General features: G+C 41.7%; 23 protein-coding genes and 4 pseudogenes. 19 read left to right on the forward strand and 8 right to left on the reverse strand.

Annotated features, from left to right (window positions below; translation table 11 throughout):
- The first annotated feature begins 57 nt into the window (after positions 1 to 57).
- The 15 genes and pseudogenes from rpsN (at position 58) to M5V91_RS06415 (ending at position 11,618) form a co-directional block, all read left to right on the forward strand.
- Positions 58 to 327, forward strand: a complete 270-nt coding sequence (gene rpsN / locus M5V91_RS06350; protein ID WP_019383405.1) for a 30S ribosomal protein S14 — start codon at positions 58 to 60, stop codon at positions 325 to 327.
- 23 nt (positions 328 to 350) lie between these two features.
- Positions 351 to 602 (forward strand): type B 50S ribosomal protein L31, encoded by a 252-nt coding sequence (locus M5V91_RS06355; RefSeq protein ID WP_019383406.1) that lies wholly within the window; start codon positions 351 to 353, stop codon positions 600 to 602.
- 35 nt (positions 603 to 637) lie between these two features.
- Positions 638 to 1,003, forward strand: a complete 366-nt coding sequence (locus tag M5V91_RS06360; protein ID WP_019383407.1) for a hypothetical protein — start codon at positions 638 to 640, stop codon at positions 1,001 to 1,003.
- Positions 1,004 to 1,062: 59 nt separating this feature from the next.
- Positions 1,063 to 2,229, forward strand: a complete 1,167-nt coding sequence (locus tag M5V91_RS06365) for an FAD-dependent oxidoreductase (RefSeq protein ID WP_284521912.1) — start codon at positions 1,063 to 1,065, stop codon at positions 2,227 to 2,229.
- Positions 2,230 to 2,252: 23 nt separating this feature from the next.
- On the forward strand, positions 2,253 to 2,402 hold the full coding sequence (rpmG, locus tag M5V91_RS06370; protein WP_009334171.1) for a 50S ribosomal protein L33: 150 nt from the start codon (positions 2,253 to 2,255) through the stop codon (positions 2,400 to 2,402).
- 233 nt (positions 2,403 to 2,635) lie between these two features.
- Positions 2,636 to 4,161: pseudogene (locus tag M5V91_RS06375) on the forward strand (spore germination protein).
- Between the two features lie 36 nt (positions 4,162 to 4,197).
- A complete protein-coding gene (locus M5V91_RS06380; RefSeq protein ID WP_009334173.1) occupies positions 4,198 to 5,286 on the forward strand; it encodes a GerAB/ArcD/ProY family transporter in 1,089 nt (362 codons plus the stop codon).
- Positions 5,283 to 6,008 carry a Ger(x)C family spore germination protein gene (locus M5V91_RS06385; protein ID WP_284521913.1) on the forward strand — a complete coding sequence of 242 codons (726 nt, stop codon included), beginning with the start codon at positions 5,283 to 5,285 and terminating at the stop codon, positions 6,006 to 6,008. The genes M5V91_RS06380 and M5V91_RS06385 overlap by 4 nt, the downstream gene beginning before the upstream one ends.
- Positions 6,009 to 6,043: 35 nt before the next feature.
- A complete protein-coding gene (locus tag M5V91_RS06390) occupies positions 6,044 to 6,361 on the forward strand; it encodes a Ger(x)C family spore germination C-terminal domain-containing protein (protein WP_284521914.1) in 318 nt (105 codons plus the stop codon).
- Positions 6,362 to 6,538: 177 nt separating this feature from the next.
- Positions 6,539 to 7,006, forward strand: coding sequence for a MurR/RpiR family transcriptional regulator (locus M5V91_RS30325; RefSeq protein ID WP_369425939.1), 468 nt, complete (start codon positions 6,539 to 6,541; stop codon positions 7,004 to 7,006).
- Positions 6,952 to 7,401 carry a MurR/RpiR family transcriptional regulator gene (locus M5V91_RS30330; protein ID WP_369425979.1) on the forward strand — a complete coding sequence of 150 codons (450 nt, stop codon included), beginning with the start codon at positions 6,952 to 6,954 and terminating at the stop codon, positions 7,399 to 7,401. Before M5V91_RS30325 ends, M5V91_RS30330 begins: the two co-directional genes overlap by 55 nt.
- A pseudogene (locus tag M5V91_RS06400) lies at positions 7,398 to 8,524 on the forward strand (M20 peptidase aminoacylase family protein). Before M5V91_RS30330 ends, M5V91_RS06400 begins: the two are co-directional and overlap by 4 nt.
- 2 nt (positions 8,525 to 8,526) lie before the next feature.
- Positions 8,527 to 9,332, forward strand: a pseudogene (locus tag M5V91_RS06405) (GNAT family N-acetyltransferase).
- A 21-nt stretch (positions 9,333 to 9,353) separates the two neighbouring features.
- Complete coding sequence (menC, locus tag M5V91_RS06410; protein WP_284521915.1) at positions 9,354 to 10,460, forward strand: o-succinylbenzoate synthase; 1,107 nt, start codon at positions 9,354 to 9,356, stop codon at positions 10,458 to 10,460.
- A gap of 73 nt (positions 10,461 to 10,533) precedes the next feature.
- Positions 10,534 to 11,618 (forward strand): annotated as a pseudogene (locus M5V91_RS06415) (YkvI family membrane protein).
- A gap of 110 nt (positions 11,619 to 11,728) precedes the next feature.
- Here M5V91_RS06415 and M5V91_RS06420 read toward each other — a convergent pair.
- Positions 11,729 to 12,220 (reverse strand): hypothetical protein, encoded by a 492-nt coding sequence (locus M5V91_RS06420; RefSeq protein WP_019383414.1) that lies wholly within the window; start codon positions 12,218 to 12,220, stop codon positions 11,729 to 11,731.
- A gap of 102 nt (positions 12,221 to 12,322) precedes the next feature.
- Positions 12,323 to 13,780, reverse strand: a complete 1,458-nt coding sequence (locus tag M5V91_RS06425) for an aminotransferase-like domain-containing protein (protein ID WP_175502198.1) — start codon at positions 13,778 to 13,780, stop codon at positions 12,323 to 12,325.
- 37 nt (positions 13,781 to 13,817) lie between these two features.
- On the opposite strand from M5V91_RS06425, the gene blaOXA reads away from it, so the two are divergent.
- Positions 13,818 to 14,615, forward strand: a complete 798-nt coding sequence (gene blaOXA / locus M5V91_RS06430) for a class D beta-lactamase (protein ID WP_439649974.1) — start codon at positions 13,818 to 13,820, stop codon at positions 14,613 to 14,615.
- Positions 14,616 to 14,656: 41 nt separating this feature from the next.
- Here the strand turns inward: blaOXA and M5V91_RS06435 are convergent, their stop codons facing one another.
- The gene (locus M5V91_RS06435; protein ID WP_009334184.1) at positions 14,657 to 15,121 is read right to left on the reverse strand and encodes a hypothetical protein; all 465 of its coding nucleotides are present in this window, start codon (positions 15,119 to 15,121) and stop codon (positions 14,657 to 14,659) included.
- A gap of 111 nt (positions 15,122 to 15,232) precedes the next feature.
- Here M5V91_RS06435 and M5V91_RS06440 point away from each other — a divergent pair, with 111 nt between their 5' ends.
- The gene (locus M5V91_RS06440; RefSeq protein WP_009334185.1) at positions 15,233 to 15,640 is read left to right on the forward strand and encodes a RidA family protein; all 408 of its coding nucleotides are present in this window, start codon (positions 15,233 to 15,235) and stop codon (positions 15,638 to 15,640) included.
- A gap of 39 nt (positions 15,641 to 15,679) precedes the next feature.
- Here the strand turns inward: M5V91_RS06440 and M5V91_RS06445 are convergent, their stop codons facing one another.
- From M5V91_RS06445 to M5V91_RS30335, 4 genes are all read right to left on the reverse strand, one after another.
- Positions 15,680 to 16,681, reverse strand: coding sequence for a DUF3231 family protein (locus tag M5V91_RS06445; RefSeq protein ID WP_019383419.1), 1,002 nt, complete (start codon positions 16,679 to 16,681; stop codon positions 15,680 to 15,682).
- Positions 16,682 to 16,814: 133 nt separating this feature from the next.
- Entirely contained in the window at positions 16,815 to 18,284 is a 1,470-nt protein-coding gene (locus tag M5V91_RS06450; protein ID WP_019383420.1) for an Msr family ABC-F type ribosomal protection protein, read from the reverse strand.
- Between the two features lie 16 nt (positions 18,285 to 18,300).
- Positions 18,301 to 19,170 (reverse strand): putative RNA methyltransferase, encoded by an 870-nt coding sequence (locus M5V91_RS06455; RefSeq protein ID WP_251267305.1) that lies wholly within the window; start codon positions 19,168 to 19,170, stop codon positions 18,301 to 18,303.
- A gap of 315 nt (positions 19,171 to 19,485) precedes the next feature.
- The gene (locus M5V91_RS30335) at positions 19,486 to 19,530 is read right to left on the reverse strand and encodes an erythromycin resistance leader peptide (RefSeq protein ID WP_108721263.1); all 45 of its coding nucleotides are present in this window, start codon (positions 19,528 to 19,530) and stop codon (positions 19,486 to 19,488) included.
- A gap of 128 nt (positions 19,531 to 19,658) precedes the next feature.
- On the opposite strand from M5V91_RS30335, the gene M5V91_RS06460 reads away from it, so the two are divergent.
- Both M5V91_RS06460 and M5V91_RS06465 read left to right on the forward strand, forming a co-directional pair.
- Positions 19,659 to 20,150, forward strand: a complete 492-nt coding sequence (locus M5V91_RS06460; RefSeq protein ID WP_009334189.1) for a YoqH family protein — start codon at positions 19,659 to 19,661, stop codon at positions 20,148 to 20,150.
- 71 nt (positions 20,151 to 20,221) lie between these two features.
- Positions 20,222 to 21,073 (forward strand): GNAT family N-acetyltransferase, encoded by an 852-nt coding sequence (locus tag M5V91_RS06465; RefSeq protein WP_251264935.1) that lies wholly within the window; start codon positions 20,222 to 20,224, stop codon positions 21,071 to 21,073.
- Between the two features lie 252 nt (positions 21,074 to 21,325).
- Here M5V91_RS06465 and M5V91_RS06470 read toward each other — a convergent pair whose 3' ends face one another.
- On the reverse strand, positions 21,326 to 21,718 hold the full coding sequence (locus M5V91_RS06470; RefSeq protein WP_284521917.1) for an EamA family transporter: 393 nt from the start codon (positions 21,716 to 21,718) through the stop codon (positions 21,326 to 21,328).
- Between the last annotated feature and the right edge of the window lie 64 nt (positions 21,719 to 21,782).

Raw genomic sequence — 21,782 nt, forward strand, 5'->3', positions numbered from 1 at the left:
AATAACAATATTCAAATCGTAATAATTACGATTTTCATCAGAAAGGAGTGACATACCTTGGCAAAAAAATCTAAGATAGCAAAGGAAATCAAACGGCAGGAGCTTGTATTAAAGTATGCAGAATTACGAAAGGAACTAAAAGAAAAAGGGGATTATGAGGCTCTAAGGAAACTGCCAAGAGACTCATCACCGACACGGCTGAAAAACCGCTGCCAGGTTACGGGCAGACCGCGGGGATATCTTCGCAAATTTAAAATGTCCCGAATTGCTTTCCGGGAATATGCGCACAAAGGGCAAGTTCCGGGAGTAAAGAAATCCAGCTGGTAAAATAAAATGCGGAGGTAATGAAAATGAAGGTAAATATTCATCCGGAATATCATAAAGTAGTATTCATGGATATGAACAGCGGCTTTAAATTTTTGACAGGATCAACAAAGACTGCAAATGAAACAATCGAGTGGGAAGATGAAAACACATACCCATTGATTAAAGTTGAAGTAAGCTCAGATACACATCCGTTTTATACTGGAGTTCAGAAGTTCACGGATCGCGGCGGACGTGCTGAACGATTTATGAAGAGATATAACATGAAGAGCAAGTAAATTGTTTCTCCACTTGGCGAGATGAGGTGAAAGATATGAATTCACATCTTATGGAAATGGTCTCAAGAGAGATTGTAAAGTCACTACCTCCTGAGCAAAAAGAGATTTATGAATTTGTCGTTGGTCTGGAAGAAGAGCTGGCTCAAAAGGCTTCGACTTCTGAAGAATTTATGGCTCTTCTTGTGAAGCATTCACCTCATAGGCAGGCGGCAGCACATTTTAACCTTTCATTTGGACAGCTGATGATGACCATGCATGAAATTGAAGACAAAATTAACAGGCTGCTTGAAAATAAATTGAAACATGTCACATGGGTCGAATTAACAGACAGTGTCCGGGCAAGAAAGAAAAGAAATAAAGTTAAATATTTTTATTTCTCCTTAAACGAAAGTAAGTCGTAAAAAAATTTATTCTTTAAATCGTAATGATTCCGTATTAAAACCTGCATCAGGAGGCTCATATGGTCTATGATTGGATCGTTGTAGGAGGCGGCATTCAGGGCAGTACCATTGCAGCCTTCTTAGTAAAAAATAATAAGGTATCAACTGATAAGCTGCGCATTATTGATCCACATGTAAGGCCATTATTTAAGTGGACTACAAGTACGGATCGGATTGGCATGAAATTTCTGCGCTCACCTTTTGTACATCACCTTGATGTCGATCCATTCAGCTTAAGAAGCTACGCAGCAAAGCACCAATGGAAGAAAAGTGAGTTCTATGGGGTCTATAAAAGACCATCCCTGGAAATGTTTAATGAGCACAGTCAGACTCTTCTCCATGATCTTGGATTAGGGGCCAGCTGGCATCAGGGATATGTAAATGGTCTCGATAGGGAGGACAATTATTGGATTGTAAATACAGCCGGAGAAGAACGTCTAAAGGCAAAAAGAGTCGTACTCGCATTAAGCATAAACGATCAGCTGCATGTACCCGAATGGGCAGATTCTATTAAGCAAGAATGGCATGTGATGTTTCACATCTTTGATGATTCTGCAGATTTTTCAAAATTGAGGATGCCTGTTGCTGTCATTGGAGGAGGCATTACAGCCGCCCATACAGTCATCAAGCTTTCGGCACTCTATTCAGGTCAAGTCACTTTAATAAAAAGGCATCCCTTTAAGGTTTGTGATTTTGACAGTGATCCGGGCTGGCTGGGACCTAAATATCAAAAAAGCTACCAGCGAATCACCGATTATTCCGAACGCAGAGAAGTTATTAAAAAGGCAAGAAACCGGGGATCGCTGCCCTCAGAGTTATTTCACAAGCTTAGGAAGCTTGAAAATGAACAAACGATCAAGGTGGCAGACGGAGAGATTACTTCCGTGAAGCAAGGAGAAAACAAGGAACTGATTCTTTCCGTGGACACACAGGAAGTCAAGGTGCAGTCAATTGTTTTTGCAACCGGGTTCAGGCCATCCAGGCCTGGCGGAAGCTGGCTTGAGAAAGCCATTGAAACGTTTGGCCTTCCATGTGCAAAATGCGGATACCCGATTGTGAATCAATCCCTTGAATGGTGCCGGCATCTATATGTAACAGGGCCTCTTGCAGAACTGGAGATTGGGCCGATTGCCCGAAATATTTCAGGCGCGCGTCAGGCGGCTGAAAGAATTGTTCAAAGCATTTAAGAAGTTAATAGGAGGAAATTAATATGAGAGTAAAGATTACATTAGCTTGTACAGAGTCAGGGGACAGGAATTACATTACCACTAAAAATAAGCGGAACCATCCTGGCCGGATCGAATTAATGAAATATTCTCCCCGTTTAAAGAAGCATACATTGCACCGTGAAACGAAGTAACGGTCAAATGTAATACTTTAATGACTATTTGTCAGCATAATAGCTGCAGAAAGTCTAAAGGATTTAAGGCTTGTAGGCACCTTTAAAAAACGTATTGTAAATCTTTATTAAATGGGATAATTGATTTTCAAAGCGCTAAAAGTAAAAATTGAGCTAACATATTGAAATAGAATAATAAAAACCCGCCCGCACATACTAAAACTACGATTTGTTAAGTTTTGGAGGAGTGCACGGTGGGTTTTTTTAAATCAAAATTAAAAAGGTTTAATAGGGACAATAAACAAAAGAAGAATGAAAATAGTGAGCATGAATTGCGGATTGATGAACTCCTTCATCGATGTAAAGAATCAACAGATTTTGTTTCCTATAGATATTCAGAATCCAGCCCATTTTATATTCATTATTACCAGACAATTGTAGAAATTAATATTTTGCATCAATATGTCTTGCCTTATATCAATGAAAATAAGAGCAATACCCTTTTTGATCTTCAGCAGGCTATTCCCATTGATAATACTGAAATTATAGATAATGTTCATGAAATAAGGGATAAATTGCTGACAGGCTGTATTGTTATTGAAGTAAAAGGTTCACTGCAGGAGGCTCTGGTTATTTCTGCTGTATCGCTTGAGAAGAGACCCGTCAGTATGCCGGAAGTAGAGTACAGTGTTGTGGGGCCTAAGGAAGCTTTTGTCGAATCAATTGATGCTAACATCAATCTGGTCAGGAAGAGGCTGCCTATTCCTGATCTCATCGTGGAAGAAGTAAAGATTGGAAGCCTGACAAAAACTAGGGTGGCTGTTCTTTATATTAAAGGAGTTACTGACGAAGAAAATGTGAATACGATCCTGCAGCGCCTGAATGATATTCAATTTGATCAAATTGTGGACAGCTCTTTTATTAACCAGATCATATCTGATAATCATAAGTCTCCCTTTCCTCAATTAATTGATACGGAAAGGCCGGACCGGGTAGCGAGTGTGCTCTCTGAAGGGAAAATAACGATTCTTGTTGATGGCTCACCGCATGCATTAACAGGTCCTACAACTCTGGTAGAGTTTTTTCTGCATTTGAAGATTACTATCTATCCTGGCATATTGCCTCCATTTTTCGGCTGGTCCGCTTGTTTGCGGTATTCTTTTCCGTTTTGTCGACATCTCTTTATGTTGCCGTGCTCACGTATCATTACGAAATGATTCCGGAAAACCTGCTTAATCCGCTCATCGCTTCAAGAAGCGGCATCCCGTTCCCGCCGATACTGGAAGCGATTATTCTGGAATTGACCATTGAGCTATTGCGTGAGGCTGGGGCAAGGCTGCCGACAAAAATCGGTCAGACGATTGGTATCGTAGGCGGTATTGTAATCGGGACTGCTGCTGTACAGGCTGGTCTGACCAGTAATGTGCTGCTGATCATCGTGGCGCTTGCAGCCCTGGCTTCTTTTACAACGCCTGTCTATCAAATGGGCAATACTATCCGCTTAATCCGCTTTCCTTTCTTAATCACTGCCCAGTTATGGGGACTTCTGGGAGTTACCTTTTGTTTCTCATACATTTTGAGCCATTTACTTAAAATGTCTTCTCTGGGACGCCCATATCTGGCACCCGTCTATCCATTACGGCTGGCTGACTTAAGGGATTCACTCTTCCGCCTCCCGTTTTTCATGCAAACGAAGCGGCCATTGCAGGTCAGATCTCCTGTACGAACTCGTTTTCAGCCCAAAAAGCACGAGAAATCCAAAACAGATATAGAAGATTAATTGGTGTAAATATGTTCCGATAAAGGAGGCTAGTTGATGTTTCCATTGCCTAAAGAGGATAAAATGGTATCGCCCTATTTTGTATTTTATTTAATACATGCTATGCAAATAGGCGTTGGTATCCTAGGTTTCGAAAGAGTTATTGTCCAGTCGGCCGGCTATAGTTCCTGGATCGCAATCTTAACATCCGGCGCCTCCATTATTGGATTGATATGGGTTTCCTATCGCATCTTAAACAAGGGAAACAACGACATCGTAGCCATACATGCTGATATTATGGGAAAATGGATCGGCGGTTTTTTCAGCTTTCTATTTTCCTTATACTTCTTTGCTTTTGCATTGGTTGTACTTAGATCATATGTGGAAGTGCTCCAGGTATGGGTATTTCCCGAAGTCTCCGAATGGATATTCGTACTCATTATCATTTTTTTATCCTATTCCTATGTCACAGGAGGTTTTCGGGTTGTAACAGGGGTAAGTTATTTAGGGATTTTATACGGGTTGCCATTATTATTGGTGAAGTTTTATCCTTTACAGTATGCCGATTATGGTAATCTTCTGCCAATCCTGAATGCCTCTCCTGCACAATTATTTAAAGCTTCAAAAGAAATGACCCTTAATTTTCTCGGGTTTGAGACCTTATTTATGTTTTATCCTTTTATAAAAGATGGTCCGAAATCTGAAAAGTGGGCATACTTCGGCGTGCTATTCAGCATATTTATTTATCTGCTGACTGCTTTTGTTACGTTTGTATACTTCAACCAGGAACAGTTGAAAGGCACCATTTGGGCTACACTCACACTATGGAAAATCGTGGACTTAATCATTGTGGAGAGGTTCGAATACATAGGAATTTCCGTATGGTTTTTTACCATTCTGCCGAATATCTGCATCGGCCTCTGGTGTGCCAGCCGGGGGTTGAATCGGCTGTTTCCTGTCACTCAAAGAAATGCCTTGAGGATCTTTTGCCTATTGCTGTTTTTCATCAGCATTCTTCTAACGGATAGACAGCAAATTGATGTGCTGCAGAAAGCTGTTTCCCAAATGGGTTTATATACTATCTACTTTTACTTACCATGCTTGCTGGTCTTACAATATATCATCATGAAGGTGAAAAAAGGATGAATGCTAAAAACTATTTATGCTGTTCCTTGATTACAATCCTCCTTGCAGGCTGTACTCCAAGTCCAAAGGTATTGGAGGATATCCAATTAGTGCAGACCATTGGCTATGATTATGTTAATGGTGAGGAATTTGAAGGAACAGCAGGCTCTTCCAATATACCTCCAGGTGAACAGTCTTTACCGGTGAATGAGGTTTTTTCTGCAACAGGCAAGACAAGTAAACGGATCAGGCAAAAGATTCAGGCGGAAGCTGCAAGGCCCATAGTCGTTGGCAGGGTGGGATTAGTCATTTTCAATAAGGAGCTCGCAGAGCATGGGATTGAAAAACAAATAGACAGTCTGCAGAGAAACCCCAGTATTGGCCGGAAATTGCTGCTTGTAGTATCGAAAGAGAAGGCGAAAGACATTATTGATTCAAATTACTCGCAAAGTGATTCTGTATCACAGTATTTAATCGATGTGGTGGAACAGAATCTTGAGGCGACTATTCCTGAGATAAATTTACACCGTTTTCTTGTTCACTATTACAGCAAAGATGCCGACCCATTTTTACCTTTAATTGAGAAACAGGGTAAGCATTTGAAAGTAAGCGGAATGGGAATTTTTAAAGAAGATAAGCTAGTTGATACAATCAGCTTTGGTGATGCCTATATCTTTAAAATCCTTTATGAAAAATTCCGGCGGGGACAATTTGAAGTAGAACTTAGCGGGGAGAAGATGTAAGTCTCGAAAACCTGTCATCAAAACCTAAAATAAGGGTGGACAAGAGGAATGGGAAATATATAGCCACTTTTAAGGTGAAAGTAAACGGCAGAGCGATGGAAGGGGTTAATTTAGATCTTACAGACAAGAAAACGATTGAGAGAATTGAAAAAGCAGTGGAAAAAGAAATAACTGAGAGAGCAGAGAAAATGATCAAGAGGTTTCAGGAACTGGATACAGATCCCCTTGGCATCGGGGAAAAGGCAAGGCAGCGCTCTGATTTTAATCGTAAGGAATGGAAAGAGCAGTATAGTCAAATGGAAATAAAGATTGAAGCAAAAGTGAATGCTGTTCAATCGGGGATTATAGAATAATCATGTATATAAAAAGAGAAATTGGCATCCGATATAAGGGTGTCATTTTTAATTAAAAAATTTTCAGAATTATTATTGTTTTACAAAGAAATATATGATAGTTTAGTTAAAACGAAGTTCAGACTTCATAAATTTAAAAAATTCAGCTTAAACTTCATAATATTAAGGTGAGTCTAAATGGTATTAAAAGAAGTGATCGAAAAAGAGTTTAATAACCTCTCCAAAGGGCAGCAGAAGGCCGCTAAGTATTTACTGGATCACCCTAAGGATTTTGCTGTGAAGTCAGCGGGTGAGATTGGCAAGAGAATCGGGGTAAGCGAAACGACAGTCATCCGATTCTGCTATTCGATTCAGCTTTCCGGCTATTCGGAGCTGCAGAAGATGGTAAGGGAACAGCTATTGAAGGCGAATAGCACACTGGGTCAGTATTTTACCAGCAAGGTGGAACTGGCAGAAAAGCCGGAGTTCCTTGCGAGTGTGATGGAAAAGGATTGTCTCCATATCAGAGAAACGATTCAGAATATAAGTCAGGACGATTTTGATGTTTTAGTGGAGCGTTTGATCAAAACAAAAAAATATATGTTACAGGTCTGCGGTCTTCCTTTGCGGCATCAAGCTGGCTTTCTTTTACCCTTGGGGTGGTAAGGGGAAATGCGAAGCTGATCCGGCCGGATACGGATGATCTGCTGCTGACGATCACTGAAATGGATAAAGAAGCGACGTTTATTGCGATTTCATTCGACCGCTACATGAAAGATACGATTAAAATGGCGGAACTGGCGAAAAAGCAGGGTGCATTTGTAATTGGCATCACGGATTCAGCAATCGCACCGATTAAAGAGCATGCCGACTTGCTTTTTCAAATCCATTCATCGGAAAAATCGACGATTGATGCTGCGCCAGCACTCTTTTCCTTTCTGAATGCGGTGATTGCGGGTGTGTCGATTCAAGATGGTGACCGATTTCAAAAAAGGAAAGAGCAATATGAAAAGCTGGATAGTGAACATTTTTTTATTCAGCCGGGAGGGAAGATGGATTGAAGGAAATTATTGAACAGATTAAACCTGCATTGGATATGGTTTTTAATCATTTGCACGAAAACCCGGAAGTAAGCTGGAGGGAATATAAGACCACAGAGTACTTGCGGAAATTCCTGGAAAGCCGGGGTTTTCAGGTTCAGCTGTTTGGGGATTGCCCTGGTTTGGTTGTTGAAGTGGGGGAAGGAGTCCATGCGTCGCGCTGAGAGCGGATATGGACGCACTTTGGCAGGAAGTGGACGGCAAGTTTCAGGCCAATCATTCGTGCGGACATGATGCCCACATGACAATGGGGGTTGGGGCCATGCTGCTGCTTCAAAAGGCTGGCTTCCCCAAAAAAGGCAAACTGAAATTCATCTTCCAGCCGGCTGAAGAAAAGGGCACTGGTGCCTTGAAAATGATTGAGCATGGCGTGCTGGATGATGTGGATTACCTGTACGGTGTACATCTGAGGCCAATCCAGGAAATAAGAGATGGAGAAGCGTCTGCAGCCATTTACCATGGCGCTGCAAGGTTTCTGACCGGGGAAATTATCGGGGAAGATGCCCATGGAGCCCGCCCGCACCTTGGGCAGAATGCCATCGAGATCGGTGCTTCATTCATTCATGAAATTAAAAATATTCATTTGGATCCGATGGTTCCGCATACGGCCAAGATGACCAAATTCCATGCCGGCAGTGACTCAGGCAATATCATTCCGGGAAAAGCGTCCTTCAGCCTGGATCTGAGGGCACAAACAAATGAAATCATTACTGCACTGGGAGAAAAAATAGAAACGATCACTGAGTATTTATCCAAGCTGTATGGAGTCAAGATCAGCCTTGAGATGAAAGCGAATGTGGCAGCAGCTGAAGTAGATGAAGAAGCTCAGAAGTATCTGGAGATGGCAATAGTTGATGTCCTGGGAGCTGGCCAATTAAGGGAACCAATCGTGACTTCGGGCGGGGAAGACTTCCATTTTTATACTCTCAAGAAGCCGAATATAAAGGCCACGATGCTTGGATTGGGCTGTGATTTAAAGCCGGGGCTGCATCATCCGGACATGACGTTCAATCGGGAAGCGATTTACTCGGGAATGGAAATACTGGCCAAAGCCGTAATGGCCACTTTGGAAAAGGAGGAGTGAAGATGGCTGCTGTGACAATGGATTTACGGGTATTAAAGACAGCATCCGATATGGATCTTATACAAAGGCTGGAGAAGACAATCTGGAATATGGATCCCCTTCCGGTTCATCAAACCATCACAGCTGCCCAGAACGGAGGGCTGCTGCTCGGGGCATTTATAGAGGATAACCTTGTGGGATTCAGCTACGGATTTCCAGGTTTCCACAAGGGAAAAGGCTATTTATGCTCCCATATGCTGGGCATTCACCCTGACCACCAGGATAAGGGACTGGGGGCATTATTGAAGCAGAAGCAAAAAGAACTGGCTTCAGGTATGGGCTATGACCTGATCACCTGGACTTTTGATCCGCTGGAAAGCCGGAATGCTTACTTGAATCTTTCCAAGCTGAATGCGGTTTGCTCCACTTATGTGGAGAATTGCTACGGAGATATGGATGATAGCCTGAATCATGGGCTGCCGACAGACCGTTTAAAGGCAGAATGGTGGATTACCAGTTCGCATGTGGAGGAGCCAGTAGGCATTGAAACAGCGGACGCACATGGGGAGTATCAGAGGACGACTTTCCTGTTTTATTAAATACTGAATGGGATGCTGCGGAAGGTCCAGTGCTTGTTCCGATTCCGGCAAACTTCCAGATGATTAAAAATAAGAATTTCGAGCTTGCGATCGATTGGCGCTTTAAAACAAGAAGGATTTTTCAGGAGTTATTTTCTAAGGGGTACGCTTTGGCAGGATTTCAAAAAGGGCTGGAAGGCCCTGTGCATTACTATGTATTAGTTCAGAGGAATCAGCTTAAACTCAACTAACAGGAAAAGGCGGGAATGAATATGAAAGTGACAGAAGTCGTATTGCGGCATATGAAAATGAGAATGAAAGCTCCATTTACAACAAGCTTCGGCACGTTTCAGGATAAGGAATTTCTCTTGCTGGAAGCCAAGGATGAAAATGGTGTGAGCGGCTGGGGAGAATCTGTTGCCTTTCATTCACCATGGTATAACGAAGAAACGCTGAAAACGAACTGGCATATGCTTGAAGATTTCATTATTCCGAATCTATTAAACAAAGAAATGCAGCATCCAGATGAAGTTTCGGAAACTCTCTCCTACATACGGAAAAACAATATGGCGAAATCAGCATTCGAAGGGGCGGTTTGGGAGTTATATGCCAAGCAAAAGGGAATTCCGCTTGCAAAGGCTCTTGGCGGTACAGCGAATGAGATCGAGGTGGGCATTAGCATCGGGATTCAGGATAGTATTGATGAACTGCTGAACCTCATTGATGAATATGTAAAGGAAGGCTATAAGCGCATCAAAGTGAAAATCAAGCCAGGCTGGGATGTTGAAGTCATGAGGGAAGTGAGAAAGCATTTCCCGGATGTAGCGCTTATGGCTGATGCAAACTCAGCATACACCCTTGAAGATATCAATCTTTTAAAGCAGCTGGATGAATTTGATTTAATGATGATCGAGCAGGCGCTGGCATCAGATGATATTATTGATCATGCCGTTCTGCAGAGAGAACTCATAACGCCTGTCTGCCTCGATGAAAGCATTCATTCCTATGAAGATGCGCGCAAGGCGATTGAGCTGGGAAGCTGCAAAATTATTAATATCAAAATCGGCCGGGTCGGCGGGCTGACAGAATCGAAGAAAATTCATGATCTCTGCCAGGAACGGGGCATTCCAGTATGGTGCGGAGGCATGCTGGAATCCGGGATCGGCAGAGCACACAATATTGCCTTAACCACACTTTCCAATTTTATCATGCCAGGGGACACAGCCGCATCATCCCGCTATTGGGAGAAGGATCTGATTGACCCTGAAGTAACTGTCGAAGATGGAATGATCAAGGTTCCAGGAAAACCTGGCCTTGGATATGAGCCAAGTTATGAAACCATTAAACAGTTTACTGTTTTTGAAAAGAGCTTTTCTTAAGGGAGAGAGAATTCTCTCTTTCTCTTTTAAGAGGAGTTGTCGAAAAATTCAAATATCTAAAAGGGGGATCAGAATGAAAAAGAGTATTCAGATTGCCGGTGCTTTTATCGGGGTCATAGTCGGAGCGGGTTTTGCTTCAGGCCAGGAAATTTTGCAGTTTTTTACCAGCTTTGGCTGGATGGGGATAGGCGGTGCCATTCTGGCGACCATTTTCTTTGCTTTTCTGGGGATGAACTTAACACAGCTTGGAAGCCGTCTGCAGACAGATTCCCATAAAGATGTCATTTACCATATTTGCGGCAGGTATTTAGGGATAGCCGTCGATTTCATTATTACCTTCTTCCTTTTCGGTGTGGCCGCTGTCATGCTTGCCGGATCGGGATCCATTTTTGAAGAGCAGTTCGGAATCCCGAGCATGGCCGGCAATGTCATTATGGCTATATTAACGATCCTGACCGTTTGTCTGAATATCCAAAAAGTGATTTCCATTATCAGCCTGGTTACACCATTTCTCTTAGTAATGGTGATTGTCATTGGCGGTTATGCCCTAAGCACGATGGGGATTAATTTCTCTGAAGTACAGAAACTGGCAGAAAGCCAAACCCCAGCCGCTTCCAACTGGTTTATGGGCGGACTATTATATGTTTCATACAATATTGCGGCCGGTGCTGCAATGCTTGCTGTCATGGGCGGAACCACTAAAGATGAAAAGCAGGCAGGAATGGGGGCATCCTTGGCGGTGTAGGTTTGGGAATTCTTATCTTAATAATCAATGCAGCCATGCTTGTCAAAATGAATGTTGTGGATGGCTCTGACATGCCGATTCTTGCTCTTGCCAATGAAATTTCACCTGTATTTGGATTATTGATGTTCGTTGTATTGCTGGGCATGATTTACAATACCGCTGTTGGTATGCTGTATGCCTTCACGGCCAGGATCGTGAAAAGGGAAAATCCTAAATTTAATCTTTTTGCTGTATTATTTGGTGCGGCAGCGTTTGGAGCCAGTTTTGCAGGCTTTATTACGCTGGTGGGAACGGTTTATCCTTTGATGGGATATTTAGGGTTTACGCTTATTGCGGCAATTGTGTTTGCCTGGCTGAGGGGGAAACGGAAGGCTGTTGTGAGTATGGATAATGGAGTTGCTTTAAAACAGTAGAAACTTTGCTGATACTTTAGAAAGCTCAGTTCTCCTGAGCTTTCTATACCTTCTCAAATTTACCTCATAATGGTATTGCGGCTCTTGACACTGAACTGGTGGAATCCATCTTAATAAAGATTATATTCTCCATTTTCCGGGCCGCTTCCAGCGGAAGGAAAAGTAACACCCATCGTACGCAATGCTGCTTTTGCTTGAGATAGATAATTTTCTGCCTGGTTCTGCCATCTGATGATCAGGCTAATAAACGCCTTATATTCAGGACCTGCATTTTCCTCCATCGTATTTAGCCCTTCACGCACCTTTTTATCCTCATTTTCCGCATTTACGATGCAGGCCGCCAATGTAGCGATTATCGATTGCCGCTGCTCTCCATTCACAAGTCTGCGGGCACAGCCGACAGTGGTCACGCGGTGATACGAAGCCGGAACCAGATGCTTGTGCATTTCTGCATTTCCTTTTAAATCTTTGGTCTCAGGAATATGAAAAAGCTCAGAACTCATGGAACAAACCATTTCTTCAGCATATAAACTTTGCTGCAGCAGTGTTAAAATATCTCCCCAGCTTGTTGTCCGATAATATGGATAATAATAAGGATTCAATCGAACCATCTCCTTTTATGGATATAGGAACCCCATTATTATAGATATGTTTGTTAAGCGGGTGTCATGTCATCTTGGGTGGCGGGGGTCAGTCCATATCTTTTAGAAATAAGAATGAGCTAACGCACGAATCCCATCCCCGATCTTCTTCACACCAACTGCAATTATCCGGTCCTCCACCTGAGAGACACTCAATCGAATTCTATTTTCCTTTAGATATTCTGGAAGATACATTGGTGCAGCATCCTGAACCAATACATTTTTCTTTTGAAGATGCTTTACAAGATTCTTCGCCTTCATTCTGCCCGGAAGAACAACTGTCGAATAGAATCCCGAATCCCCGCCAGTAAATGAAGTATTGGGAGGCAAATGCTCCAGGTATGCTTTTTGGAGAATGGTACCCTTCTTCTTGTATTGCCGCCGGAGTTTTTCAATATGGGCTTTGAACATACCGCTGCTTAAGTAAATCTCAAGTGCCCCTTGTGTGAGGACGGGTGTATGGACGTCCGCTGCAAATTTGGCCTGTGTAAAACTTTTCATTAAGGCTTCTGGAAGAACTGCCAATCCTAATCGCAGCCCTGGCAGCAAAACTTTCGAAAAGCTTTTTGTGTAAATGACTCTTCCGGAAGGATCATAGGCAAACATGGGATCTGCCTTTTTTCTTGTATCAAGATCACCCATATAGTCATCCTCCACTATGTAGACATCATATTTCTGAGCGAGCTCGACCATATCCTTTTTTTCCTGGTTGGAGTAGCTGCAGCCTGTAGGGTTTTGAAATCTGGAAACAGTGTAGAAAAACTTGATGTTTCTCTCTCTGAATATCTTTTCTAAGTAATTGAGGTCAATGCCTTTCTGATTTACCTCTATGCCAATAGGCTTCAAGCCGCGGGAAGTGATGGAATCTATGAAACTGAAGTGGGTTGGCTGTTCTGTGCAGATCTCTGTTTTATTATTAGGAAAAGGGAGTGAGACCAAGAGATCCAGAGCCTGCTGGGAGCCGGATACCACCGCAATTCTTTCAGCCGGGGCGAAAACCTGCAGATCCTGAAGCTGAGCTGAAAGCTGATGCCGAAGACTCGGCAAACCGAGGGGATGGGAATACTGAAACATTTCCTCTTTATATAGCTCAATTGCCTGATTCATACAATGCTGATAATCACGGTAGGGCATCTTGCTTTTATCCGGTCCTGCTGAGACAAAGTCAATGATCATAGGTTTTTGTTTTTTTGGCATATCAGTACCAACCGCAAAATAGCCGCTTTTTGGCACAGAGTAGATGAGATGTGCCTTTTCCAATTCACTGTAAGCTCTCATTACTGTGTTAATGCTGCAGTTAAATTCTTTGGCAAACCTGCGAATGGAAGGGAGCTTTCCTCCGGCTTTCAAGCGTTCATCATCTAGTCTTGATTGAATTTCTTCTATGAGTTCATCATATTTATTGCCCATAAAAACACTCCGCTCGTTGAATTTGTATGGGTACAGATGGCCAAAACTGTTCTTTTCTGTATCCATCATGCTGTTTATAGTATAAGGGACAAATACAAGAGCTGACATCATGACAGAAATCCTATTTTATATGAAGGAGGAAGAAAAGATGAAGTGGATGAGAAGAGCAGGTATTGCTGCCCTTTCCGTGTTATTGCTGCTGACGGGTACAGGTGCTGGGGCATTAGGGGGAAAAGAAAACACAAAGGATCTGCACATTGAAGAAGCTTTTGCAGGAACAGAGGGCACTATGGTTCTCAAAAGTCTTAAGAATGACAAGGTTTATGTCTACAACAAGGAGAGGAGCAAAGAGAGACTGACGCCTGAATCAACCTTTAAAGTCGCCAATGCCCTAATCGGACTGGAAACTGCCGCTGTAAGAGATGAATACGAAGTGAAAAGGTGGGATGGAGTGGAACGGGAATTCGAAAGCTGGAACCGGGATCATTCGCTTGCTTCTGCCATGAGGGAATCAGCTATCTGGTTTTATCAGGACCTGGCGAGAACGATTGGTGAAAAGAAGATGCAGGAATACGTATCAAACATCCAGTACGGAAACCAGGACATATCAAGAGGAATCGATGCCTTTTGGCTGGACAGCAGCCTGAAAATTTCCGCAGCAGAGCAAGCTGATTTTATCGAAAAATTGGTTGAAGAAGAATTGCCTTTTTCACAAAAGAACCAAAAGACAGTTAAACGAATGATGATTCAGGACGAGCAGGATCAGTTCATCCTGCATGGTAAAACAGGGTCAAGGCTGTCTGACATGGGACTGGGCTGGTACGTTGGTTTTATTGAAACAGAGAAGGAGACATGGGTGTTTTCGGTGAATATTGATGGAACAGGTACGGAGGCTAAGAATATTGCTGTGGAGGTGCTGAAAGAGAAAAGAATCATGAAAGACTAAGGTCAGCAGATCAGTGAAGGAAGCCATAATAATGGTTTCCCTCACTGGACTTCTGCTGAAAATGTATAAGAGACTTTTCCATTCGGCCATTCTGCTAAGACTTCATAAATATAGCTGCCTTTACTTGAAGGTACAGTAATTTGATGATTCTCAAGCTTTATTTCTTTTTCTTTTCCTGTTTCATTCCATAAGTACACTTTAATAACTGGTTGATCTTCAATCTTAATCCTAACTTTTTGGTCTGGTTTCATCATAATAGGTGTTAGATGATCTGCCATTTGATTCGGTGATGCGTGATCTGTTGTCATAGTTTCCGTCTCTAGCCCTTTTTTTCTAACCCACTGTTCATTTCCTTTTTCCATTTGATAATCTGTCCCGTTCACTTCGGCAACTGCATTCATCGATGGAGGGAATTCAGCTTCTTCCCCAGCGTTAGTTGAGCATCCAATCATTATTATAAAAAGAGAATAGGCTAAAATCATTTTTAACAACCGTTTTAAACCCACATTGCCACCCGCCTTTTTAGAGAAACTATTAAAAACAGTTTAACTGAAAGAGGAAAAAATTGCATAAATGCGGAATTAAAATAGGTACCGTCAATAGAAAGGAATACTGAAATGACTAAAAATATCTCCTTAATCCGTTCATCGAAATTACCGTCAGTTGATTATGCATATGCATCTCATGTTCCTTCCGGAATGGACCTATTTTTTATGGCGGGAGCCTGCCCGCTTGATGCCACTGGAAAAGTGCCTGAGCAAAGCGGATATGAAGAACAGGCCAAGCTTTGTGTCGAGAACTTGAAGTCAGCATTAAAGGAATGCGGGGCAGAATTAAAGAATGTGGCTTATACAAGAGTTCTCGTCGCATCCTCAGACCAGGCAGATTTGGTGACAGCCTGGCAGGCAGTTAGAGAAGAATTCGGCTCACATGATGTTCCAAGTACATTGTCCGGTGTAACCGTTTTAGGTTATAGCGGCCAATTAGTTGAGATAGAAGCGGTTGCAGCTTTATCCAAAGAATAAAAAATTTTTTTGGTGAAAGTTTTTCGAATTGAAGATCGTTTAGGCGTTTCTATTCACGGATTGCGGCTGTTGTTCAAGCCATCTATGCTTAACCAAAATTTTATAGCAAAGGGCACCTGCCTGAGCAGCATGAAGTGATACTTTTTGATAGGTTACATTGAGATCCGATCTAAGGCTTGAACCTGCACCAGCTCCATAATACGAGAGAGCTGTATTTACTAAAAACGCCGCATGAAACATCATCAATTTGTCAGAAAATGGACTAACTGTTGATTCTGTGATTTCTGCATCCCATTTAAAAGGTACAGGCAGATAATCCTGCCGCAAAATGGTGTCAAGACTATCAGCATCTTTTCCTGCTAATTCAGCGTTTTTTGCCATGAACTTGCGTACGTCATCATACTCTGCCACTTGTGCAAAAGCTAAGCTTAGTGTCCTGACTAATCCTGTTTTCATTGAATTATAGAAAACGCTGCTGATTTCCGAAATGTTAAGTGGTCTTTTTTCACCTGCTAAATTCGAAAGCATGCCTGTTGTATCAGTAAATTCTATCTTCTTTGATGGAGGAACAGCCGGTACGGTTGTGAAGTTTGGGTAGGTCTTGGATAATCCAGTGATTCTCTGATATAACTCTTTGGCACTGACGATACATTCTAAGAAATAGTCCTGCAGGTCTTTTCGGTCAATATTTGTCAGTGCTAAGCTATAAGCTGTTAAGCCATGAGCCGTCATCAATTTAGAGTAAAATAGCAGGCATTGATCTGAAAATAGACGCGGGGCTTCAAGGTTCACATCATTTTCTGTAAAGCCAATGGGGTGTTGAAAATTTGAATTTCTTAAATAAGCTGTGATCTGGCTGGTATGGTTTTCTGATCTTAGCAGTGAGTCCTCCAAAATGGATTTGATTTTTTTATCCGTAACAACATTAATGAAATATTTGTAAACACAAATAGCCATACTATCGCCCATATACTGATGCCAAAGTGCTGAAAGTTCAGCGCTATTTAAGCTCCCGTCCAATTTTTTTCCGAAAATGCCCATTCTGGAAACCCCCGCGTCTAATCGCTTTTTCCTTAGTTTGTCTTATTTTTTGACAATTATTATATATTGGAGCCCGAAGGTTGTGAAAATGGACAATGGACCCATCCGCCATAGGCTGATAGGGTCCATTTTTTTATTCGTAATGCTTTAAAACCAGCTGCTGTTCTTCAATGGCATATACACAGTCAGCGACCCGATCCATAAATACTTTATCATGAGATACCAGGAGGACGGTACCCTCATATGCTTTTAAAAATCGTTCAAGGGCTTCAATGCAATAAACGTCCAGAAAATTCGTCGGTTCATCTAATATCAGGACATTATATCTGCCGAGGAACAGCTGGCAAAGCACGAGACGGATCGCTTCCCCGCCGCTTAAGCGGCAGACATCCTTTTTCAGATCATTACCTGTAAAGCTCATAGAATGGAGGACAGAACGAATCTTGCTTTCATCGTAATCGCTTGTTTCTTTCATAAATTCAAAAACAGGCTTACTTTTCTCAAATTGGTAATCCATTTGTTCATAAGCGCCTATAACTGCTTTCGGAGAAAGAATCGTTCCCTCGCCGCGATCGAAGATAGCTTTTAGCAGTGTTGTTTTTCCGGAGCCATTTTTCCCAGTAATTGCGATGATTTTTCCAAGCGGAAATTGGAAGTTCGCTTCCTTAATAAGTGTTCGGTCTCCTGCTTTCAGCGTAATCCTCTCACCCATAATGGGATACTTATTATGCATTTCAAGAGCGGGGTGCTGATGAAAGTGGATGGTCGGATCTTCTTTGGGCGCTTCAACAGCTTCAAGCTTCTGCACCCGCTGCTCAATAGCTTTGGCTGCCCGCTGGACGGCTTTTTGGCTTGTTTCTTTTGACTTCGTCATAAACATTTTGTTTGCTTTCGCCTTTGTTTCTTTTTTTGAGATATGTCCGCTGGCTTGCGTTATTTTGTCTGCCTTTTTCATTTTTTCTTCTGCCGCTTTTAATAGCCGAGACTTCTCTTTCAGATATTTTTCATGCTGTTCCAGCTGCTGTGTTCGCTTAAGCTCTTTTTGAGCCTTGTAGTCCGAATAATTTCCGGTATACTCTGTCACGCATCCATGTTCAATTTCCCAAATCTTTGTGACAAGCTTATCCAATATATATCGGTCATGACTGACAATGACCAGTGCTCCATAATAATAGGTCAATTCTTCAATGAAAAACTTGATCCCTTCTCTGTCGAGATGGGTAGTAGGTTCATCAATCAATAATCCTTCATAGTAGTTTGAAAAGATTCCAGCAAGCTTCAGCTTTGTTTGTTCACCGCCGCTCAGATGATTCATATCGATCTTAGGTATCGATAATTTCCCTGCGAGACCAGGGTCAATATCACTTGCCTCTGGAGCGGCGAGCTGATCGAAATAAGCAAAATCGGCCAAGCGGTTCACAATTCCCTGGTCAGGGTGTATCTGACCGGACATCAGCTTTAGGAGAGTGCTTTTTCCTGCCCCGTTTTTTCCTACAATGCCAATGCGGTCGAATTGATGAATGGCCAGCCGAGGAATATTCAATACCAATCTATCTAAATAAGAGACTTCTATATTTTCTAATTCAAAACATACTTTTTCCATCATAAAACCTCATTTCTTATTTGTTTATACCGATCAGGATATCTGCATCTAACGTTACATGACCGCTGTTCCTGCCAATAAAAGAATGAATGGCAGCCTGATTGGAATCCCAGGAAAGGGGAGACATCCTGACTAAATACGGAAGTTTGCTTTCGTCCATTTTTCTTACATCCGTCACATGAATCGTGTCAGTTAGAGTAAAATGCTTTCTAAAAAGGGAAACGACCTCATCATTTTTATATAAATTATTTTCATTGCTTCCATAAAAGGAATTCCGCATTTCCTTTAAATGCCCACTCCGCGGGACCGCCTTTATGATGATCCCTTTTGAGGTCAAAATTCTCTTGAATTCCCTGTAATTTGAAGGAGAGAAGAGATTCAGAATCATATTGAAGGACTGATCTGCTAAAGGAGGTTTAGCCAGATCCCCTACAAGCCATAGTTCATTTTTGTAATTTTTCGCAGCCTGTTCAATCCCGGCTTTCGAGATATCCACACCAACACCTGTCATCGTTCCAATCCCGGATTTCTCTAATATCTTTTTCAGGTGTGAACCTTCACCGCACCCTGCATCAAGCATTAAGGATGGAGTGCTGGAATGTGCGAAATAGTCATGAATGACGGCTGAAATTTTGTCATGAAGAGGATCAAACAGTTCACTTTCCATGATGATTTTCTCTCTTGCTTTATATAAAGTTTTGCTGTACCTGCTCTTGGCAGAATGATTCAGCATGTTCACATATCCATGCTTTGAAATATCATAGGTATGCCTGTTCGGACATAAGAGGCTTTTATATTGAACAAGATCTAATGATTCCTGACAGAGCGGGCATTTTAGAGAAGTACTGAAAGTCTTAAACTTTGCAGCGATTTTTTGATTTACCATGTTTTCTCTTCCTTTCAACAAAAAAAATCACAGGCATCTGCCTGTGATTCAGAGTAAAGGGAAGAAGACCCATCCTAATTTGGTTTGGGCTGATCAGAGCCGTCAGCAAATAAACCTTCCTGTTTTTTGGAAGAGTTTAACAGATAAAAAAAGAGAAAGGCAGTAAAATCATGCCTTTCTCAAATTGCCAATTTCGTTTGGCAGAATATGAAATAACAAATTGACGCTATTCCATATAAATTGAAGATTATTAAAAAAGGACAGACTGATCCCATTTACTCTGCATACACAAGCAGAGCCTTTGAACGTATTCAATTACTGGTTCAAAGCTGGGAATCGAAGTCTCATTGCGTGTGTCATTTTTTAATAATCCTCCTTAAAGATAAAATACAGTTGTATTATAAATGCTATTATTAGATAAGTAAAGGTTCGTGCGGAATTTTATAAAAGAGGGGAGGGAAGACTTAGTTTGAAATGGAGGGAATAATATGAAAAATAAAATTTTCCTGATTTTATTCATCGCACTTTTTGTATCTTATAGTTCGGCATATGCCCAATCCCTGACTTATCCCTGTAGCATAGTACTTGAGCCGGTAAATGAAGTCCCCAATATTAGCGGCACAGCTTTAATTGCAAAGGTAAAGAAACCATATACGGATCAGCCAGGAAGTCCTGTAAGAGAACGAACCGCTGTCGGTATATACGCTGATTGGATGCCTCAGCCTTCAGCATTTGGGGATTATGATCAATATGAAGGATTTGCTCAAATTCCTGGTGTAATAAGCTGGAGATTTAAAATGTATCCCATTAAGGAAGATCAGCCAAGCTGGTTTGGCGGTTCGCCTTGGGTGGGGAAATTTGATGAAATCTCAGCAGAATTATCTGCTGAAACGATCGTAAGCTTGAGGCTGTCCAATTCCAGGACCAATCGTCTGGGACCGGCCGTTTTACAAAGTACATTAAAGGGATGTGTACAGTAAGAAGGATTTTGTATAAAGGGTATTTAATACTAATTAGGGTGAAAAAACAAAAGACTAAGAGGGAGAAGCGAATGATAGCAGAGTTAGGAGAACTAAATCAATATGATATTCCCGGTCTAATAGATTTATCGGCATCGGTTGGATGGGATTATGATGAAAATGAAGTTAGAACACTTTTGGAATCTGGGAGAGTTTTCGGACATAAGAATTCTGCAGGGAGAATTGTTTCAAGCTCAGCAATAATCCCCTATGATACTAAACTGGCGTCGATTGGCATGGTTATTGTCCATGAAGAATTCAGGGGATTAGGGCTGGCTATGGAAGCAGTCCGGAAATGTGCTGAAAGTATTACTGCGGATAGGACGGTAATGCTGATTGCAACGAAGGAAGGACAGCCCCTTTATGAAAAAATGGGCTTTACAACAGTGGATTATATAAGCAAATTTCTTTGTGATAAATTTGTCCCTGAAAATTTACTGGATCATGATGGAGTTTTCATAGAAGACTTCAATCAGTCTGATTTAACCAAACTTGTTGATTTGGACGGGGCTGCCTTTGGGGATAAGCGAAGTGTTTTTCTCCGCAATCGAATCAGCCAGTCCAAACAATGTCTGGTTGTTAAGAATAATAATGGAGAAATCATTGGATATGGACTATCCATACAGGGGCCAGTCAATTTAATACTCGGACCTATTGCGGCTCCGGATTCAGAAACTGCTGCTCTAATCGTAGAAAAATTGGCTTTACATCATAAAGGGAAGCTGCGAATTGATGTTCCAGAGGGAAGAACTGATTTTATGTCCTATTTGGAGCGAAGCGGTTTTGTTAAATCAAATACTCCACCAGTCATGATAAAAAATTCAGCAGCTATGCCGCAGAGGAACAAATCCTTATATGCTATTGCTTCGCAGGCTTTTGGATAGGAGAATGATGAAATTGGCTATGCGCAAATAAATCGTTTTATCCATAAGTAAAATAGGGTTATGTGCAAATAAAATATTTTATCCGAAAGTAAATTTGGTCTATCCGCACGTAAATTTCACTAGGACGTCAATAATGCTTATATAGCTCTGAAAAACGGCTGCGGAAAGCCCAATCTCCATGCAAAATCATAAAAAAACGGCTTAATCTCAGGATTAAAGCCGTTTTTTTATGTATTTAACTTTAATTATCGCCTAGATAATAAGCAGTGCCGTCCCGATCGTAATCAGAATTGCGCCTGCAATTGTATTTAACGTCGGTTTTTCTTTTAAAATGATGAAACTTAATATCATTGTAAGCACAACACTGAACTTATCAATGGGGTTAACCACACTAACCTTGCCGATGGCCAGAGCGCCGAAATAGCACAGCCAGGATAATCCGGTTGCGGCTCCTGAGAGGAAAAGAAATAGATAAGACTTTTTGGAGATTTTTTTAAGATCCTTAAAGGTCCGCTGAAAAAACACAATCCCCCAGGCGAAAATAATGATGACCACTGTCCGGATGAAAGTAGCCACATTGGAGTCGACGTCTTCAATTCCTATCTTTGCTAAAATATTGGTGGCTGCAGCAAATACCGCAGACATTATCGCCAGGAAAATATACGATTTTGTATTGAATACTTTCTTTTTTGAAGTCTTTTTTCTGTCT

The organism is Cytobacillus pseudoceanisediminis (assembly GCF_023516215.1).
GTDB classification, from domain to species: Bacteria; Bacillota; Bacilli; order Bacillales; family Cytobacillaceae; genus Cytobacillus; species Cytobacillus pseudoceanisediminis.

Excerpts from the sequence above, each read along its gene's own strand:
- M5V91_RS06425 (WP_175502198.1), bottom strand. The coding sequence starts at position 13,780 with ATGATGTCAGCTCTTGTATTTGTCCCTTATACTATAAACAGCATGATG.
- M5V91_RS06360 (WP_019383407.1), top strand. The coding sequence starts at position 638 with ATGAATTCACATCTTATGGAAATGGTCTCAAGAGAGATTGTAAAGTCA.
- M5V91_RS06355 (WP_019383406.1), top strand. The coding sequence starts at position 351 with ATGAAGGTAAATATTCATCCGGAATATCATAAAGTAGTATTCATGGAT.
- M5V91_RS06380 (WP_009334173.1), top strand. The coding sequence starts at position 4,198 with ATGTTTCCATTGCCTAAAGAGGATAAAATGGTATCGCCCTATTTTGTA.
- M5V91_RS06440 (WP_009334185.1), top strand. The coding sequence starts at position 15,233 with ATGACTAAAAATATCTCCTTAATCCGTTCATCGAAATTACCGTCAGTT.
- M5V91_RS06385 (WP_284521913.1), top strand. The coding sequence starts at position 5,283 with ATGAATGCTAAAAACTATTTATGCTGTTCCTTGATTACAATCCTCCTT.
- M5V91_RS06465 (WP_251264935.1), top strand. The coding sequence starts at position 20,222 with ATGATAGCAGAGTTAGGAGAACTAAATCAATATGATATTCCCGGTCTA.
- M5V91_RS06445 (WP_019383419.1), bottom strand. The coding sequence starts at position 16,681 with ATGGGCATTTTCGGAAAAAAATTGGACGGGAGCTTAAATAGCGCTGAA.
- M5V91_RS06470 (WP_284521917.1), bottom strand. The coding sequence starts at position 21,718 with ATGTCTGCGGTATTTGCTGCAGCCACCAATATTTTAGCAAAGATAGGA.
- M5V91_RS06460 (WP_009334189.1), top strand. The coding sequence starts at position 19,659 with ATGAAAAATAAAATTTTCCTGATTTTATTCATCGCACTTTTTGTATCT.
- rpmG (WP_009334171.1), top strand. The coding sequence starts at position 2,253 with ATGAGAGTAAAGATTACATTAGCTTGTACAGAGTCAGGGGACAGGAAT.
- M5V91_RS06455 (WP_251267305.1), bottom strand. The coding sequence starts at position 19,170 with ATGGTAAATCAAAAAATCGCTGCAAAGTTTAAGACTTTCAGTACTTCT.
- M5V91_RS06365 (WP_284521912.1), top strand. The coding sequence starts at position 1,063 with ATGGTCTATGATTGGATCGTTGTAGGAGGCGGCATTCAGGGCAGTACC.
- M5V91_RS06450 (WP_019383420.1), bottom strand. The coding sequence starts at position 18,284 with ATGGAAAAAGTATGTTTTGAATTAGAAAATATAGAAGTCTCTTATTTA.
- blaOXA (WP_439649974.1), top strand. The coding sequence starts at position 13,818 with ATGAAGTGGATGAGAAGAGCAGGTATTGCTGCCCTTTCCGTGTTATTG.
- menC (WP_284521915.1), top strand. The coding sequence starts at position 9,354 with ATGAAAGTGACAGAAGTCGTATTGCGGCATATGAAAATGAGAATGAAA.
- M5V91_RS30325 (WP_369425939.1), top strand. The coding sequence starts at position 6,539 with ATGGTATTAAAAGAAGTGATCGAAAAAGAGTTTAATAACCTCTCCAAA.